Origin of the sequence: Bordetella saccharivorans (genome assembly GCF_045862855.1) — a bacterium.
Taxonomy (GTDB): domain Bacteria; phylum Pseudomonadota; class Gammaproteobacteria; order Burkholderiales; family Burkholderiaceae_B; genus Bordetella_A; species Bordetella_A petrii_F.
Genome location: NZ_BAAFZO010000001.1, coordinates 3,166,888 through 3,180,066, shown reverse-complemented (window position 1 = coordinate 3,180,066; position 13,179 = coordinate 3,166,888). Strand labels below are relative to the sequence as shown.

General features: G+C 68.6%; 17 protein-coding genes. 3 read left to right on the top strand and 14 right to left on the bottom strand.

What is annotated here, in order from left to right; translation table 11 throughout:
• Positions 1–24: 24 nt before the first annotated feature.
• The 12 genes from ACKTT0_RS15285 to ACKTT0_RS15230 form a co-directional block, all read right to left on the bottom strand.
• Positions 25–1,071: a MucB/RseB C-terminal domain-containing protein gene (locus ACKTT0_RS15285; protein WP_407850691.1), complete on the bottom strand. Its 1,047-nt coding sequence runs from the start codon at positions 1,069–1,071 to the stop codon at positions 25–27.
• Positions 1,068–1,568: a sigma-E factor negative regulatory protein gene (locus tag ACKTT0_RS15280; protein ID WP_407850690.1), complete on the bottom strand. Its 501-nt coding sequence runs from the start codon at positions 1,566–1,568 to the stop codon at positions 1,068–1,070. The genes ACKTT0_RS15285 and ACKTT0_RS15280 overlap by 4 nt, the downstream gene beginning before the upstream one ends.
• Positions 1,569–1,580: 12 nt before the next feature.
• The gene (rpoE, locus tag ACKTT0_RS15275; protein ID WP_028356357.1) at positions 1,581–2,180 is read right to left on the bottom strand and encodes an RNA polymerase sigma factor RpoE; all 600 of its coding nucleotides are present in this window, start codon (positions 2,178–2,180) and stop codon (positions 1,581–1,583) included.
• The gene (locus tag ACKTT0_RS15270; protein WP_407850689.1) at positions 2,177–2,659 is read right to left on the bottom strand and encodes a hypothetical protein; all 483 of its coding nucleotides are present in this window, start codon (positions 2,657–2,659) and stop codon (positions 2,177–2,179) included. The genes rpoE and ACKTT0_RS15270 overlap by 4 nt, the downstream gene beginning before the upstream one ends.
• Before the next feature lies 1 nt (position 2,660).
• Positions 2,661–3,890: a beta-ketoacyl-ACP synthase II gene (fabF, locus tag ACKTT0_RS15265; protein ID WP_407850688.1), complete on the bottom strand. Its 1,230-nt coding sequence runs from the start codon at positions 3,888–3,890 to the stop codon at positions 2,661–2,663.
• Positions 3,891–4,071: 181 nt separating this feature from the next.
• A complete protein-coding gene (acpP, locus tag ACKTT0_RS15260; RefSeq protein WP_003813816.1) occupies positions 4,072–4,311 on the bottom strand; it encodes an acyl carrier protein in 240 nt (79 codons plus the stop codon).
• A 114-nt stretch (positions 4,312–4,425) separates the two neighbouring features.
• The gene (fabG, locus tag ACKTT0_RS15255; RefSeq protein WP_407850687.1) at positions 4,426–5,181 is read right to left on the bottom strand and encodes a 3-oxoacyl-ACP reductase FabG; all 756 of its coding nucleotides are present in this window, start codon (positions 5,179–5,181) and stop codon (positions 4,426–4,428) included.
• A 48-nt stretch (positions 5,182–5,229) separates the two neighbouring features.
• The gene (gene fabD, locus ACKTT0_RS15250; RefSeq protein WP_407850686.1) at positions 5,230–6,165 is read right to left on the bottom strand and encodes an ACP S-malonyltransferase; all 936 of its coding nucleotides are present in this window, start codon (positions 6,163–6,165) and stop codon (positions 5,230–5,232) included.
• An 81-nt stretch (positions 6,166–6,246) separates the two neighbouring features.
• A complete protein-coding gene (locus tag ACKTT0_RS15245) occupies positions 6,247–7,233 on the bottom strand; it encodes a beta-ketoacyl-ACP synthase III (RefSeq protein WP_407850685.1) in 987 nt (328 codons plus the stop codon).
• Complete coding sequence (gene plsX, locus ACKTT0_RS15240; RefSeq protein ID WP_407850684.1) at positions 7,233–8,297, bottom strand: phosphate acyltransferase PlsX; 1,065 nt, start codon at positions 8,295–8,297, stop codon at positions 7,233–7,235. The genes ACKTT0_RS15245 and plsX overlap by 1 nt, the downstream gene beginning before the upstream one ends.
• Before the next feature lie 53 nt (positions 8,298–8,350).
• On the bottom strand, positions 8,351–8,533 hold the full coding sequence (rpmF, locus tag ACKTT0_RS15235) for a 50S ribosomal protein L32 (protein WP_025517921.1): 183 nt from the start codon (positions 8,531–8,533) through the stop codon (positions 8,351–8,353).
• Between the two features lie 51 nt (positions 8,534–8,584).
• On the bottom strand, positions 8,585–9,211 hold the full coding sequence (locus tag ACKTT0_RS15230) for a YceD family protein (protein WP_407850683.1): 627 nt from the start codon (positions 9,209–9,211) through the stop codon (positions 8,585–8,587).
• Positions 9,212–9,366: 155 nt separating this feature from the next.
• Between ACKTT0_RS15230 and ACKTT0_RS15225 the strand changes: the two genes are divergently transcribed.
• From ACKTT0_RS15225 to ACKTT0_RS15215, 3 genes are read left to right on the top strand one after another with little or no spacing between them, the layout of a single operon-like run.
• On the top strand, positions 9,367–9,966 hold the full coding sequence (locus ACKTT0_RS15225; protein WP_407850682.1) for a Maf family nucleotide pyrophosphatase: 600 nt from the start codon (positions 9,367–9,369) through the stop codon (positions 9,964–9,966).
• Positions 9,963–10,679 (top strand): SAM-dependent methyltransferase, encoded by a 717-nt coding sequence (locus ACKTT0_RS15220; RefSeq protein ID WP_407850681.1) that lies wholly within the window; start codon positions 9,963–9,965, stop codon positions 10,677–10,679. The genes ACKTT0_RS15225 and ACKTT0_RS15220 overlap by 4 nt, the downstream gene beginning before the upstream one ends.
• Positions 10,676–11,494 carry an N-acetylmuramoyl-L-alanine amidase gene (locus tag ACKTT0_RS15215; RefSeq protein ID WP_407850680.1) on the top strand — a complete coding sequence of 273 codons (819 nt, stop codon included), beginning with the start codon at positions 10,676–10,678 and terminating at the stop codon, positions 11,492–11,494. The genes ACKTT0_RS15220 and ACKTT0_RS15215 overlap by 4 nt, the downstream gene beginning before the upstream one ends.
• 12 nt (positions 11,495–11,506) lie before the next feature.
• Here ACKTT0_RS15215 and msrQ read toward each other — a convergent pair whose 3' ends face one another.
• Both msrQ and msrP read right to left on the bottom strand, forming a co-directional pair.
• Complete coding sequence (msrQ, locus tag ACKTT0_RS15210; RefSeq protein ID WP_407850679.1) at positions 11,507–12,139, bottom strand: protein-methionine-sulfoxide reductase heme-binding subunit MsrQ; 633 nt, start codon at positions 12,137–12,139, stop codon at positions 11,507–11,509.
• Positions 12,140–12,183: 44 nt separating this feature from the next.
• Positions 12,184–13,155 (bottom strand): protein-methionine-sulfoxide reductase catalytic subunit MsrP, encoded by a 972-nt coding sequence (gene msrP / locus ACKTT0_RS15205; RefSeq protein ID WP_407850678.1) that lies wholly within the window; start codon positions 13,153–13,155, stop codon positions 12,184–12,186.
• Positions 13,156–13,179 lie beyond the last annotated feature (24 nt).

Sequence of the window (13,179 nt, the reverse complement as noted above, 5' to 3'; positions counted from 1 at the left end):
CCCAACCTTTTGCAGGCTTTGTTGTTATTGAGGTGATACGGGCACGTATTCAGTGGACGTGGCGAGCTGTTCCAGCGTGGCGGCCGGGACCTCGCCCAGCGCGGTCAGCCAGAAATCAGCAATGCGCGTGCCGTAGATATTGATGGCGCCGCGCCGCGCCGCGCCGGCCGACATGGGATGCTCGCGCTCGCTGTCGTACGGCTCGATGAACACCGAAATGGCCGCCAGGCCGTCGGACAGCACCAGCTGGTTGACCGTGCTGCGGCCCATCGAGCGCTTCACCTGCATCATGGCCACGAAGCCCCTGGGCGCCGGGATGCGCCAGCCCTGGGCGGCCAGGTCGACCGGCTCGATGCGCGGCTGCAGTACTTTCCAGTCGCGCGTGCTCCAGCGCGAGGATAGCTCGGCGGGGTCGACGCCGCCGCCCACCTGGATGGACGTGAACGATACCTGCTCCACCACGCCCTGCTCGGGATCGACGGTCTGGGCCTTGAGCAGCAGGTTGGTGTCGACGTCGGCGCACAGGCGATAGCCATAGCGCAGGCCGTCGCGCGGCTCGATGGTGACGATGCGGCACTGGCGGTCGGCGACGCGATGGAGCTTGTCCTGGGCGCGGATGTCGTAATGCTGGGCCAGGTCGGTGGGATTGCCCAGCAGCAGGCCCGGGAAGCGATCACCGCGGCGCGGCTCCATGAGGACCGTCTTGCGCTCGGGGATCAGGCACTGGATTTCGTCGTTGTGGCGCAGGTACTCGCGCGGCTGCCCGTCGAGGATCTCGAGCCGCTCGCGCTCGCCCGTGCCGTCGATGACGTGCACCAGGCGCGACGACTGGATGACCTCGCCCTGCTGGTACAGGAACACCCCGGCGTAGTCCTGCTTGCGGGCCGCCTGCTGGATGTCGTACAGGAGCTGGATGGAGGCCGCGCTGGACTGGGACGGTTCGGCCGCCCGGGCCGCCTCGTGGCCGGCCAGCGCCACCAGGAAGGCCGCGGTCAGGGCCCAGCCGGCGCTTTGGGCGGGCCAGCGGGCCAGGCCGCGGGGTCGACAGAACTGTTGCAACTGTGCGATCAACGTCCGGCTCCGGCATCGAACGAGACCTGGCGTACCGCGCTGGGGCCGGCCATCTGGCGATGGGCTTCGAGATAGTCGCGCAGGCCGGGGGTTTCGGATGTCGACGCGTCGGCCAGCACGCGCGTGTCGGCCGGCCGGCTCGAGCCGCCCATGATGTACGGCTGCGCCACCCAGGCCACGGTGGCCACGGCGGCGACCACGGCCAGGCCGGACAGCCCCAGGCGCAGCGGCGAGCGGCGCCGCTGCGGGGCCACGATGGGCAATTCGGCGTCCAGCGCCCGCGACAGGCGCGCATGGAACCCCGCGCTGGGGTTGACGGCCAGGTCGGCGTTGCGCAGGGCATCGCCGATCAGGTGATAGGTGTCCCAGGTTCGGCGGCCCTGCGGGGAGGCGAGATCGTGGAAAATGTCTTCGGACGCTTCGCCGTCCATCCAGGCAGAGACCGATTCCTCCAGGGATATATCGGCATCCACCGCGGATTTGGCTGCTGTTTGCATGACTGCCGCTCCTTACCAACGACGCTCGGCATCGGTGTCCAGCAGGGGACGCAACCGATTGGCAATGGCTTCGCGCGCCCGGAAAATACGGGAACGCACGGTACCAATCGGGCAATCCATGCTCTGGGCGATGTCTTCGTAACTCATACCTTCGATTTCACGCAGCACGATAGCGGTCCGGAGCTCTTCGGGCAATTCCTCGATGACCGCGTTGACCGTTTCGGCGATCTCGCGGCTGGCGACCATGGCTTCCGGCGTGCTGATATCGGTTAGGTTGTCTGTTTCGTTAAAAGTTTCACCGTCTTCGGTCTCGATCGCGTTGGGCGCGCTGGGACGCCGCCCGGCCGAGGCCAGCCAGTTCCGGGCCGTATTGACGGCAATACGATACAGCCAAGTGTAAAAAGCGCTTTCGCCGCGGAACTGCGGCAGGGCCCGGTAGGCCTTGATGAAGGCCTCCTGGGCGACATCCTCGATCTCGGCCGGGTCGCGGATCATGCGGCTCAGCAGGCGGAGGATCTTGCGCTGGTATTTCAGGACCAGCAGGTCGAAGGCTTTCTTGTCGCCGCGCTGGACGCGGGCGACCAGTTCGGCGTCGACGTCGCGTTCGCTCATGGCGCCCCCTCGGCGGGTGGCGCCAGGCGCTGCGCGGCCCCGGCCAGCAGGCAGAGCCGGCGCCAGCGGGGCGCGGACAGGCCGGCCCGCCATACGGTGGCCCGGCAATTTGTAACAGCGGACCCCGGCATGGCCTCGAGCCGCAGCCGCAGGTCAAGCCAGCAGGCCCCGCGCCAGCTGCCGGACAGCGTGGCGTGGCGCCATTGGCCCGCGCACCGCACCTGCCAGCGCCGCGTGCCCGCGACGGCCCGGACCGCCTGGACGGATGCGCCGCCGCGGCGCGGCCGGCGAATCATGGCAGCGCCCCCGGCCGTGCCGGCCAGGACCGCCAGCCCGGCAGCCCCCGCCTGCCACCAGACGGACGCCGCGAGGCCGGCCGCGGCGCCCGCCATGGCCGTACGGCCCAGCAGCGCCACGCTGTTCGGGCAGCGCACCGGCACGCGCAGCGTCCGGCGGCCGAGATCCCGGCGCAAGTCCAAATCAGATCCGGCGAACGGCCATGGAGCCGTTGGTGCCGCCGAAACCGAAGGAATTGGAAATCGCCACGTCGATCTTCATGTCCCGCGCCTGGTTGGCGCAGTAATCCAGGTCGCATTCCGGATCCTGGTTGAAGATGTTGATAGTGGGAGGCGATTTCTGGTGGTAGACCGCCAGGGTGGTGAACACGGCCTCGATGCCACCCGCGGCGCCCAGCAGGTGGCCGGTCATGGACTTGGTGGAGTTGACCACCAGTTTCTTGGCATGGTCGCCGAAGGCTAGCTTCAGGGCGTCGGACTCGTTCTTGTCGCCCAGCGGCGTGGACGTGCCGTGCGCGTTGACGTAGTCGACCTCGTCGAGGTTGATGCCGCCATTGCGCAGGGCGTTGAGCACCCCGCGGCGCGGCCCGTCCTTGTCGGGAGCGGTGATGTGGTGGGCGTCGGAGCTCATGCCATAGCCCGCGAACTCGCCGTAGATGCGTGCGCCGCGCTTCTTGGCATGTTCGTATTCCTCAAGCACCAGCACGCCGGCGCCCTCGCCCAGCACGAAGCCGTCGCGATCGCGGTCCCAGGGACGCGAAGCGGTGGCGGGGTCGTCGTTGCGCGTGGAGAGCGCCCGCATGGCCGCGAAGCCGCCGATGCCCAGCGGCGACACCGTGGACTCGGCGCCGCCCGCCAGCATGATGTCGGCATCGCCGTATTCGATCAGGCGCGCGGCGTCGCCGATGCAGTGCAGGCCCGTGGTGCAGGCCGATACGACGGCGTAGCTGGGGCCCTTCATGCCGAACATGATGGACAGCTGGCCGGAGATCAGGTTGATGAGCGAGCCCGGCACGAAGAACGGCGAAATGCGCCGCGGGCCCTTGGCCAGCAGCTCGGTCTGGGTTTCCTCGATGCGGGGCAGCCCGCCGATGCCGGAACCCACGATCACGCCGATGCGCTCGGCATTGGCGTCGGTGACTTCGAGCCCGCTGTCGCGCCATGCCTGTATGCCGGCGGCCATGCCGTAATGGATGAAGGTATCCATCTGGCGGGCTTCCTTGGCGGGCAGGTAGGCGGTGACGTCGAAATCCTTGACCTCTCCCGCGATGTGCGTGGTGATGGCCGAAGGATCGAAACGGGTGATGCGGCCGATGCCGGAACGTCCGTTGACGATATTGTCCCAGGCGCTGGAAATGTCGTTGCCCACGGGCGACACGATACCGAGGCCGGTGATGACGACTCGTCGCTTCACGGATGACTCCTAAAACAGACAAAAGAAAGGCGGTTTTCGGATGCGCTGCACGTGCGGAACGCCCGACCGCGGAGACATCGCTAGGACGTCCCCGCGCACGGACCGCACGGCACTCCTGAAACCGCCCCGCTTCCCGGCCGCGCCCGCGAGGCGGTGGCGTCCGGGAGAATACAGGTTGAGCTTACTGCTTACCGTGCGAATTGATGTAGTCAATCGCTTGCTGCACGGTGGTGATCTTTTCGGCCTCTTCGTCGGGGATCTCGGTCTCGAATTCATCTTCGAGCGCCATGACCAGCTCAACCATATCGAGCGAATCGGCACCGAGGTCGTCAAGGAAGGAGGATTCGTTCTTGATCTCGGCTTCGTTGACGCCAAGTTGTTCAGCGACGATCTTCTTGACGCGCTGTTCGATGCTTTCCATGCAGATCTCCAATTGGGAAAAATCCCGCGAATTATAGCCAAGCGTAGAGGAATGCCAACGCCCGGCCGTGACAAAAATGACTGTGTGCCCCTGGCTGGCCGCTCTGGGGCGGCCTTATTGCATATACATGCCGCCGTTGACGTGCAAGGTGGTTCCGGTAATGTAACCTGCCTGGGGGCTCGATAAAAAGGCCACCGCATGAGCGATGTCAACGGGCGCCCCCAGCCGCCCCAGGGGAATCTGTTGCAGCAGCGCGGCGGTCTGGTCTTCGCCCAGCGCGCGGGTCATGTCGGTGTCGATGAAACCGGGCGCCACGCAATTGACGGTGATGTTGCGGCTGCCCAGTTCGCGCGCCAGCGCCCGCGACATGCCGGCGACGCCCGCCTTGGCGGCCGCGTAGTTGGCCTGGCCGGCGTTGCCGCTGGCCCCGACCACGGATGTCACATTGATGATGCGGCCCCAGCGGGCTTTCATCATGCCGCGCAGCACGGCGCGCGACAGGCGGAAGACCGCCGCCAGGTTCGTGTCGATGACTGCCGACCAGTCGTCGTCCTTCATGCGCATGGCCAGGTTGTCGCGCGTGATGCCGGCGTTGTTGACCAGGATGTGCGGCCCGCCGCCGGTTTCCTTGCCCAGCGCATCGATCAGGGCGTCGCAGGCCTGCGCATCGGTGACGTCGAGCACCACGCCGCGTCCGCCCAGGGGCGCCAGCGCATCGGTGATGGCCTGCGCGCCGGACTCGCTGGTGGCGGTGCCCACCACCACGGCGCCGCGCGCCGCCAGTTCCTGTGCGATGGCCTTGCCGATGCCGCGCGTGGCGCCGGTCACCAGGGCCATCTTGCCCTGCAAATCTGCGGATTGTTTTTCCATGTCAGTTTCCGTTGTCGGCGGCCCGCCCCGCCACGGGGCGCGCCTTTGTCAGTCCCTGCCCAGGGCGGCCAGCGCGGCGTCGAGCGAGGCCGGGTCGGTGATCGACAGGCCGGTGAGCTCGCCGTCGATGCGCTTGGTCAGTCCGGCCAATACCTTGCCGGGGCCGCATTCCACGACATGGGTCACGCCCTGCGCCTTCATGGCGCGCAGGGTCTCGACCCAGCGCACAGGATGCCATGCCTGCCGCACCAGTGCATCCCGGATCGCGGCGGGTTCGGCCGGCGCCGCCACGTCGACATTGTTGATGACGGGCACTTGCGGTGCGGACACCGCGGCCTGCGCCAGCGCGCCGGCCAGCACTTCGGCGGCCGGACGCAGCAGGCTGGAATGGAACGGCGCCGATACCGGCAACGGCAGCGCGCGCTTGGCGCCAGCCGCCTTGGCGGCCTCGCAGGCGCGCTCCACGGCGGCCTTGTGTCCGGCAATGACCACCTGGGCGGGCGCATTGAAGTTGACGGCTTCCACTACTTCGCCCTGGGCGGCCTGCGCGCACGCGGCGCGCACCGCATCGTCGTCCAGCCCCAGGATGGCGGCCATGGCGCCCGTGCCCACCGGCACGGCGGCCTGCATGGCGTCGGCGCGGATGCGCACCAGGCGCACGGCATCTTCGAGCGCCAGCGCGCCGGCGGCGGCCAGGGCGGCGTATTCGCCCAGGCTGTGGCCGGCCATCACGTCGGGCAGGCGCCCCCCGGCGGCGCGCCAGGCGGCGAATACGGCCAGGCCCGCGGTCAGCATGGCGGGCTGGGTGTTGGTGGTGAGGTTGAGTTGCTCGGCCGGCCCCTGGGCGATCAGGGCGCCCAGGTCCTGGCCGAGCGCCCCGCCGGCCCGGGCCACGACATCGGCCACGGCCACGTTGCCGGCCCAGGCATCGAGCATGCCGACCGACTGGGATCCCTGGCCGGGAAAGACAAAGGCGATTTTCATGATGGAGTGTATCGACTTGAATGCAGAATCGATGAGGATAACCCGACCTCGGGGCGCGGTGCCCGGGCGGCAGGCCCGGCGTTACATGCGCACCAGGACCGAACCCCAGGTGAAGCCGCCCCCGACGCCCTGCATCAGCACGAGCTGGCCGGGCTTGATGCGCCCATCGCGGCGCGCGGCGTCGAGCGCCAGCGGCACGCTGGCCGCCGAGGTGTTGGCGTGCGAATCGACGGTGATCACCACCTTTTCGGTGGGAACACGCAACTTGCGCGCCAGGAAATTGAGGATGCGGACGTTGGCCTGGTGCGGGACCAGCCAGTCGACGTCGGCCACGTCGACCCCGGCCTCGGCGCAGACGTCGCGCGCCGACCGGTCGAGCACCGTGACGGCCTGCTTGAACACGGCCTGCCCGTCCATGCGCAGGAACGGGTCGCCCGTGACATCGCCATAGGCGACGTTGCCGGCCGCGCAGAGAATGCTGGTTTGCGAGCCATCGGCATGCAAATGCGCGGCCAGGATGCCGGGCCGGTCGGAAGCCTTGAGCACGACCGCCCCCGCGCCATCGCCGAACAGCACGCAGGTGCGGCGATCGTTCCAGTCGAGGATGCGGGAGAAAACCTCGGCGCCGATGACCAGCGCGCAGCGCGCGCGGCCGGCCCGGATGAAGGCGTCGGCGGTGCTCAGGGCATAGACGAAGCCGCTGCACACGGCCTGCACGTCGAAGGCGGCGCCACCCTTGGCGCCCAGGTTGGCCTGCACCAGGCAGGCGGTGCTGGGAAAGACGAAATCGGGCGTGGAAGTGGCGACGATGATGAGATCGAGATCGGCGGCCTGCACGCCGGCGTCGGCCATGGCGCGCTGCGCGGCCTCGGTGGCCAGCTGGCTGGTGGTGACGCCGCGCTCGGCCAGGTGCCGCTGGCGAATGCCGGTGCGCTCGACGATCCACTCGTCGGAAGTGGCGATGTTGCGCGTAGCCAGCTCGGCGGCCAGCTCGTCGTTGGACACGACCCGCTCCGGCAGGAAGCTGCCCGAGCCGGCAATCACGGCGTAAGTCATTGCGGTATCCATCAAACGGTGTCCCCGGCCGCCTCGGGCGCGCCGGCGGCGGCCTCGCCCATCTGGACGCGCTGGGTAATGAGCGCCACCGCCTGGGCGGTGCGTTCCTGCAGTTTACTCACCACCGCCTCGCGCGCGCGCTGCAGGGCGAAGCCATAGGCGTAGACGTCGGCCGAGCCGTGGCTCTTGATGACCACGCCGCGCAGACCCAGCAATGCGGCGCCATTGTAGCGGCGGTTGTCGACGCGGTTGCGCAGGCGATTGAGGACCGGCTTGGCGATGGCGCCCGCCAGCAGCGTGACCAGGTTGCGCTTGAATTCCTCGCGGATCACGCTCGAGAGCATCTTGGCCAGGCCTTCGACGGACTTCAGCACCACATTGCCGACGAAGCCGTCGCAGACCACGACATCGACCGTGCCCTTGAAGATATCGTTGCCCTCGACGTTGCCCTGGAAATTGAGCGGACTGCGGCGCAGCAGCTCGGCGGCTTCCTTGACCACCTCGTTGCCCTTGATGACTTCCTCGCCGATGTTCAGCAGGCCCACCGAAGGATTGTCGCGGTGATCGACCGCCTGGGTCAGCGCCGCGCCCATGATGGCGAACTGCAGCAGGTGTTCGGCCGTGCAGTCGACGTTGGCGCCAAGATCCAGCACGGTGGTGGCGCGGCCGGTCTGGTTGGGGATGGACGTGGCAATGGCCGGCCGGTCGATGCCGTCCAGCGTCTTGAGCACGTAGCGCGAGATGGCCATCCAGGCGCCGGTATTGCCGGCCGACACGCAGGCATCGGCGCGGCCGTCCTTGACGGCCTGGGCCGCCAGGCGCATGGAGGAGTCCTTCTTGCGGCGCAGGGCGACCTCCACCGGGTCGTCCATGGAGACGACCTCGGTGGCCGGCACGATTTCGAGGCGCTCGCGCGGCGCGTCCTTGTGCTCGGCCAACGCCGCCTCGATGGCATCGGGCAGGCCGACCAGCAGCAACCGGGAGTCCGGGAATTTCCGGGCGAACTCGATGGCGGCCGGAATCGTGACGGGCAGACCGAAGTCGCCGCCCATGCAGTCGATGGCGATGCGTATCACGGGTGCCAGTTCAGCGCTGCCGTAATCGTCCGGGAAGCGGGCTCCGCCGCGGCTTACTCGTCGGCCTTGGTCTTCAGGACCTTGCGGCCGCGATAGAAGCCGTTGGGGCTGATGTGGTGGCGCAGGTGGGTTTCGCCCGTGTTGGGCTCGATCGCCGTCGGCGGGTTGACCAGAAAGTCGTGCGAGCGATGCATGCCGCGCTTGGACGGGGACTTCTTGTTTTGTTGAACAGCCATGATGACTCCTAGAAACGGGCCGCATTGTACGCGATGCGGCCCGATGTTGACCTAATCTTTATGCTTCAGTTGTTCGAGCACCGCGAACGGCGACGGACGCTCGGCGGCGGGAGCCCGGGGGGCGTCGCCGTCTTTGGCCTGCGCGCCCGGGCATTCATCATGCCTGGGTACGTATGGAATGCTCAGGATGAGCTCGTCTTCGACCTGGGCCAACAGATCGAAGCGATGCGAGCCCACTACCTTTTCGGGCAGCGAGTCCGCGAGATCCGGGTCTTGCGTATCAAGGGACAGGTCATCGTCGAGTTCGTCTTCGGACTCGACCAGCTGCAGCACTGTCCGGGAATCTATCGCATAAGCAAACGGGGCATTGCAACGCTGGCAAACCAGCACCGGACTGGCCTGCACATGCAGGTTCAGCAGCGGCTGGCCGGCGGCGATGCCGGTCTTGGCCACGCCCTTGCCGATTTCGCCCCGCACGGACCACTTGACCAGGCCAGCTTCGCCGCCGGGCTGCCCGGGCAGCCCTTCGACGGCCCTGGCCAAGCGCGCGAGCGGCACGGTACCCTGTACCGTATCGCCCTTGCGGGCCAGCGCAAACGCATCGATCACGGTATTCGCCGCAGCCGAGCCAACCGGACCGGGCAGCCGTGCCGCTTCCGTCCGTTCATTCTTGCTCATGCGAACTCCATGCTGACATGCTTTTGCCGACAACGCGAGCCACAGGACCACACCGCTTGCGCAAACCACGGCCCTGGCCAGAAAACCCGGCTCCTGCAAAAATCCCGCAAAACGTTAGATAATACCGTGACTTACGTATCATCGTCAAACTTTGCATGCCTACTTTCCCCCCTCGCCTGATCCTTGCCTCCAGCTCGCGCTACCGGCGCGAGCTGCTGTCCCGGCTACGCCTGCCATTCGAGGCCATCTCGCCGGATGTCGACGAAACGCCGCGGGCCGGGGAAACCCCGGCCGCGCTGGCGCTGCGGCTGTCGGTCGACAAGGCGATGGCAATCGCCGCGCGCCATCCGGGCTGCATCGTGATCGGCTCCGACCAGGTCGCCACGGCCGACGGCCAGCCCATCGGCAAGCCAGGCGATTTCGCCCGCGCCCAGGCCCAGCTGCGGGCGCTGGCCGGCCGCCAGGTCGAGTTCCATAGCGCCCTGGCGGTGACCGACGGCGAGCGGGTGGAAAAAGCCGATGTCGTGACGCGCTGCCGCTTCCGCCCCCTGACGGACGCCGCCATCGATGCCTACCTGCGCGCCGAGGAGCCCTACGATACCGCGGGCAGCGCCAAGGCGGAAAGCCTGGGCATTGCGCTGATGGAATCCATCCAAAGCGACGATCCCACGGCCATCATCGGCCTGCCGCTGATCGCGCTCACCGGCATGCTGGCCTCGTTCGGCCTGGATCCGCTCAACCAGGGCGCGGCATGAGCGGCGCCCTGCACCTGATCCCGGTCGGCCTGGGCGAGGCGCCGCCCGAACGCTGGCTGCCCGCCGACGCCCGCGCCCTGGCCGGCAGCCTCGATACCTATATCGCCGAGAACGCCAAGACGGCGCGCGCCTTCCTGAAACAGGTCGGCACGACGCGCCCCCTGCAGGAAATCACCATCCACACGCTGACCGACAAGACCGGCGCCGGCCAGATACAGCAATGGCTGGCCCCGGCGCGCCAGGGCCGCGATATCGGCCTGGTCTCGGAAGCCGGCTGCCCGGCGGTGGCCGACCCGGGCGCCGCGGTAGTGGCGGCGGCGCACCGCCTGGGGGTGCCGGTGCGTCCCTGGGTGGGGCCGTCGTCGATCCTGCTGGGCCTGATGGCCAGCGGCCTGGACGGCCAGCGCTTCGCCTTCCATGGCTATGCCCCGGTCGACCCCGCCGAGCGTGCCCGCCAGTTGCGCGCCTGGGAACAGCTCTCGGCGCGCCACCACCAGACGCAGCTGCTGATCGAAACACCCTACCGCAATGCGGCCATGTTCGCCGCCTTGCTGGCCTCGCTGCGCGGCGACACGCGCCTGTGCGTGGCCCGGTCCCTGACGACCGCCGACGAATGGGTGCGCACGCACAGCATCGCTGAATGGAAGACCCGCCCAGCGCCCGAGCTGGACAAGCGGCCGACCCTGTTCCTGTACCTGGCCGGCCGCCCATGAGCCGGTCGCGCATCCCTGCCCGCCTGGTGGCGCTCGCGGCGGCCGTGCTGCTGCTGGGCGGATGCGCCAGTCGCGCGCCCGACCAGCTCGACGTCGACACGTCGCTGACGGCGGCCAGCCAGGACAGCCGGGTGCGCTATATCGTGCTGCACTACACCTCGGCCGGGCGCGACCGGGCGCTCGAACTGCTGTCGCGCGGCGGCGTCAGCACCCACTACCTGATCACCGACGATGCGCGGCCGCGCATCTACCGCCTGGTCGACGAAACCCGCAGCGCCTGGCATGCGGGCGAGAGCGCCTGGTACGACCAGGTGTCGCTGAACCCGGTGTCGATCGGCATCGAGCTGGTCAACGCCGGCCGCCGGGACGGCGCCGGCGGCGCCCCTGCCTGGCAGCCCTACTCCGACGCGCAGATCGAGACATTGGTGCGACTGCTGCAGGACCTGCTCGCACGGCACCATGTGCGCCCCGAGAACATCGTGGGCCATAGCGACATCGCACCGCAGCGCAAGACCGACCCCGGCCCCCTCTTCCCCTGGAAACGGCTTGCGCAGGCCGGCATCGGCCGCTGGTACGACGAAGCCCTGGCGGCCTCGCACTGGATCACGCTGCAGCGCGAGGGCACGCCGGACGTGGCCTGGTTCCAGCGGCAACTGGCGCGCCTGGGCTACGCCTGCCCGCAGCACGGGCGGCTGGACCGGGCCACGCGCAACGTGCTGGCGGCATTCCAGATGCACTACCGCCCGGCCGACTACAGCGGGCGGCCCGACGCCGAGACAGCGGCCATCATGATGGCGCTGCCGGCGCCAGGCTAGGGCCTGCCCCCCCTAGGCGCGCGCCCGCAGCCAGGCCGCCACGCGCCAGCCCAGCAGCGCCAGCAGCACGGCCCCGTAAGCCAGGGGCTGCTGGAAATCGTGCTTGCCAGCCTTGTGCCACCAGAGATGCACGATGGCCAGCACCCCGATCAGGTAGACGGCGCGGTGCAGCGCCTGCCAGCGGCGGCCCAGCTTGCGCATGGCCCATTGTGTCGAGGTGGCGGCCAGCGCCGTCATGCACACGAAGGCCGCGAAGCCGGCGGTGATGAAGGGACGCTCGGCCACGTCGCGCAGCATGGAGGCCGGGTCCAGCCCGCGGTCCCACCATACCCACGCCAGGAAATGCAGGCTGCCGTAGAAAAAGGCGAACAACCCGCAGGGCCGGCGCAGGCGCACCAGGGCGGGCTGGCGCAGCAGGCGTCGCAGGGGCGTGATGGACAGCGTCACCAGCAGGCACACCAGCGTCCAGGTGCCGGAAGAGCGGGTCAGGAACTCGACCGGATTGGCGGTCAGGCCGTCGTGCAGGCCCAGCCAGATCCAGCGGGCGAACGGCAACAGGCCGGCGGCGAACAGGATGGGCTTGAACCGCCCGATTGCCGCGGCCGACCACTGCGCCGGGCGCGGGGCGGTCTGGGTGCCTGCCATGCTAGTAGGGCCTCGTCATGCGGGTTTCCCGGCGTCAACAGGCGCTAGTAATTGGCCCTCAGGTCCATGCCCTGGTAGAGCGCCGCCACCTGCTCGGCGTAGCCGTTGAACAGCAGGGTCTTGCGCTTGGGCGTGAACAGGCCGTCTTCGCCGATGCGGCGCTCGGTGGCCTGGCTCCAGCGCGGGTGCGGGACGTCGGGATTCACGTTGGCATAGAAACCGTATTCCCGCGCGGCCGCCTGCATCCAGGAGCTGGTGGGCTGGCGCTCGACCAGGCGGATGCGCACCAGCGACTTGGCCGACTTGAAGCCGTATTTCCAGGGCACCGCCAGGCGCAGCGGCGCGCCGTTCTGGTTGGGCAGCACCTTGCCATACAGGCCGAAGACCAGCAGCGCCAGCGGATGCATGGCCTCGTCGAGGCGCAAGCCTTCGACATAGGGCCAGTCGAGCACTGGATAGCGCAGGCCCGGCATGTTGTCGCGCTGCATGACGGTGGTGAACTCGACATACCTGGCATTGCCGGTGGGCTCCACCTGCTTGAGCAGCGCCGCCAGCGGATAGCCCACCCAGGGGATCACCATGGACCAGCCCTCGACGCAGCGCAGGCGGTAGACGCGCTCTTCGAGCGGCGCCAGCTTGAGCAGTTCGTCGATGTCGAATGTCCGCGGGCGCAGCACTTCGCCCTCGACGCTGACCGTCCAGGGGCGGGTCTGCAGCCGGCCGGCGTACTGGGCGGGGTCGCCCTTGTCGATGCCGAACTCGTAGTAGTTGTTGTAGGTAGTGACGTCCTTGAACGACGTCTGCTTGTCCATGACCGTGAATTGCGGGCTGGGCTGCCCTGGCAACGCGGCTCCGCCGGTTTCCTGGGCGGCGGCCTGGCGCATGGCCCAGCCCGGCAGGCCGGCGGCCGCGGCGGCCAGGCCGGCGCGCGCCAGCCAGGCGCGGCGCGACTGCCAGACCGCTTCCGGCGTGATTTCAGAAGGGAGCGGCGCGGGGCCGGGCTTGCGTATCGACATGGCAGTCTCCTGGTGCTGGGCGCA

What these genes read in the sequence shown, in the direction of transcription:
- ACKTT0_RS15245 (WP_407850685.1), bottom strand. Translation starts at nt 7,233, where the DNA reads ATGGATACCGCAATGACTTACGCCGTGATTGCCGGCTCGGGCAGCTTC.
- msrP (WP_407850678.1), bottom strand. Translation starts at nt 13,155, where the DNA reads ATGTCGATACGCAAGCCCGGCCCCGCGCCGCTCCCTTCTGAAATCACG.
- fabG (WP_407850687.1), bottom strand. Translation starts at nt 5,181, where the DNA reads ATGGAAAAACAATCCGCAGATTTGCAGGGCAAGATGGCCCTGGTGACC.
- ACKTT0_RS15230 (WP_407850683.1), bottom strand. Translation starts at nt 9,211, where the DNA reads ATGAGCAAGAATGAACGGACGGAAGCGGCACGGCTGCCCGGTCCGGTT.
- msrQ (WP_407850679.1), bottom strand. Translation starts at nt 12,139, where the DNA reads ATGGCAGGCACCCAGACCGCCCCGCGCCCGGCGCAGTGGTCGGCCGCG.
- fabD (WP_407850686.1), bottom strand. Translation starts at nt 6,165, where the DNA reads ATGAAAATCGCCTTTGTCTTTCCCGGCCAGGGATCCCAGTCGGTCGGC.
- rpmF (WP_025517921.1), bottom strand. Translation starts at nt 8,533, where the DNA reads ATGGCTGTTCAACAAAACAAGAAGTCCCCGTCCAAGCGCGGCATGCAT.
- rpoE (WP_028356357.1), bottom strand. Translation starts at nt 2,180, where the DNA reads ATGAGCGAACGCGACGTCGACGCCGAACTGGTCGCCCGCGTCCAGCGC.
- ACKTT0_RS15280 (WP_407850690.1), bottom strand. Translation starts at nt 1,568, where the DNA reads ATGCAAACAGCAGCCAAATCCGCGGTGGATGCCGATATATCCCTGGAG.
- acpP (WP_003813816.1), bottom strand. Translation starts at nt 4,311, where the DNA reads ATGGAAAGCATCGAACAGCGCGTCAAGAAGATCGTCGCTGAACAACTT.
- ACKTT0_RS15220 (WP_407850681.1), top strand. Translation starts at nt 9,963, where the DNA reads ATGAGCGGCGCCCTGCACCTGATCCCGGTCGGCCTGGGCGAGGCGCCG.
- ACKTT0_RS15225 (WP_407850682.1), top strand. Translation starts at nt 9,367, where the DNA reads ATGCCTACTTTCCCCCCTCGCCTGATCCTTGCCTCCAGCTCGCGCTAC.
- ACKTT0_RS15215 (WP_407850680.1), top strand. Translation starts at nt 10,676, where the DNA reads ATGAGCCGGTCGCGCATCCCTGCCCGCCTGGTGGCGCTCGCGGCGGCC.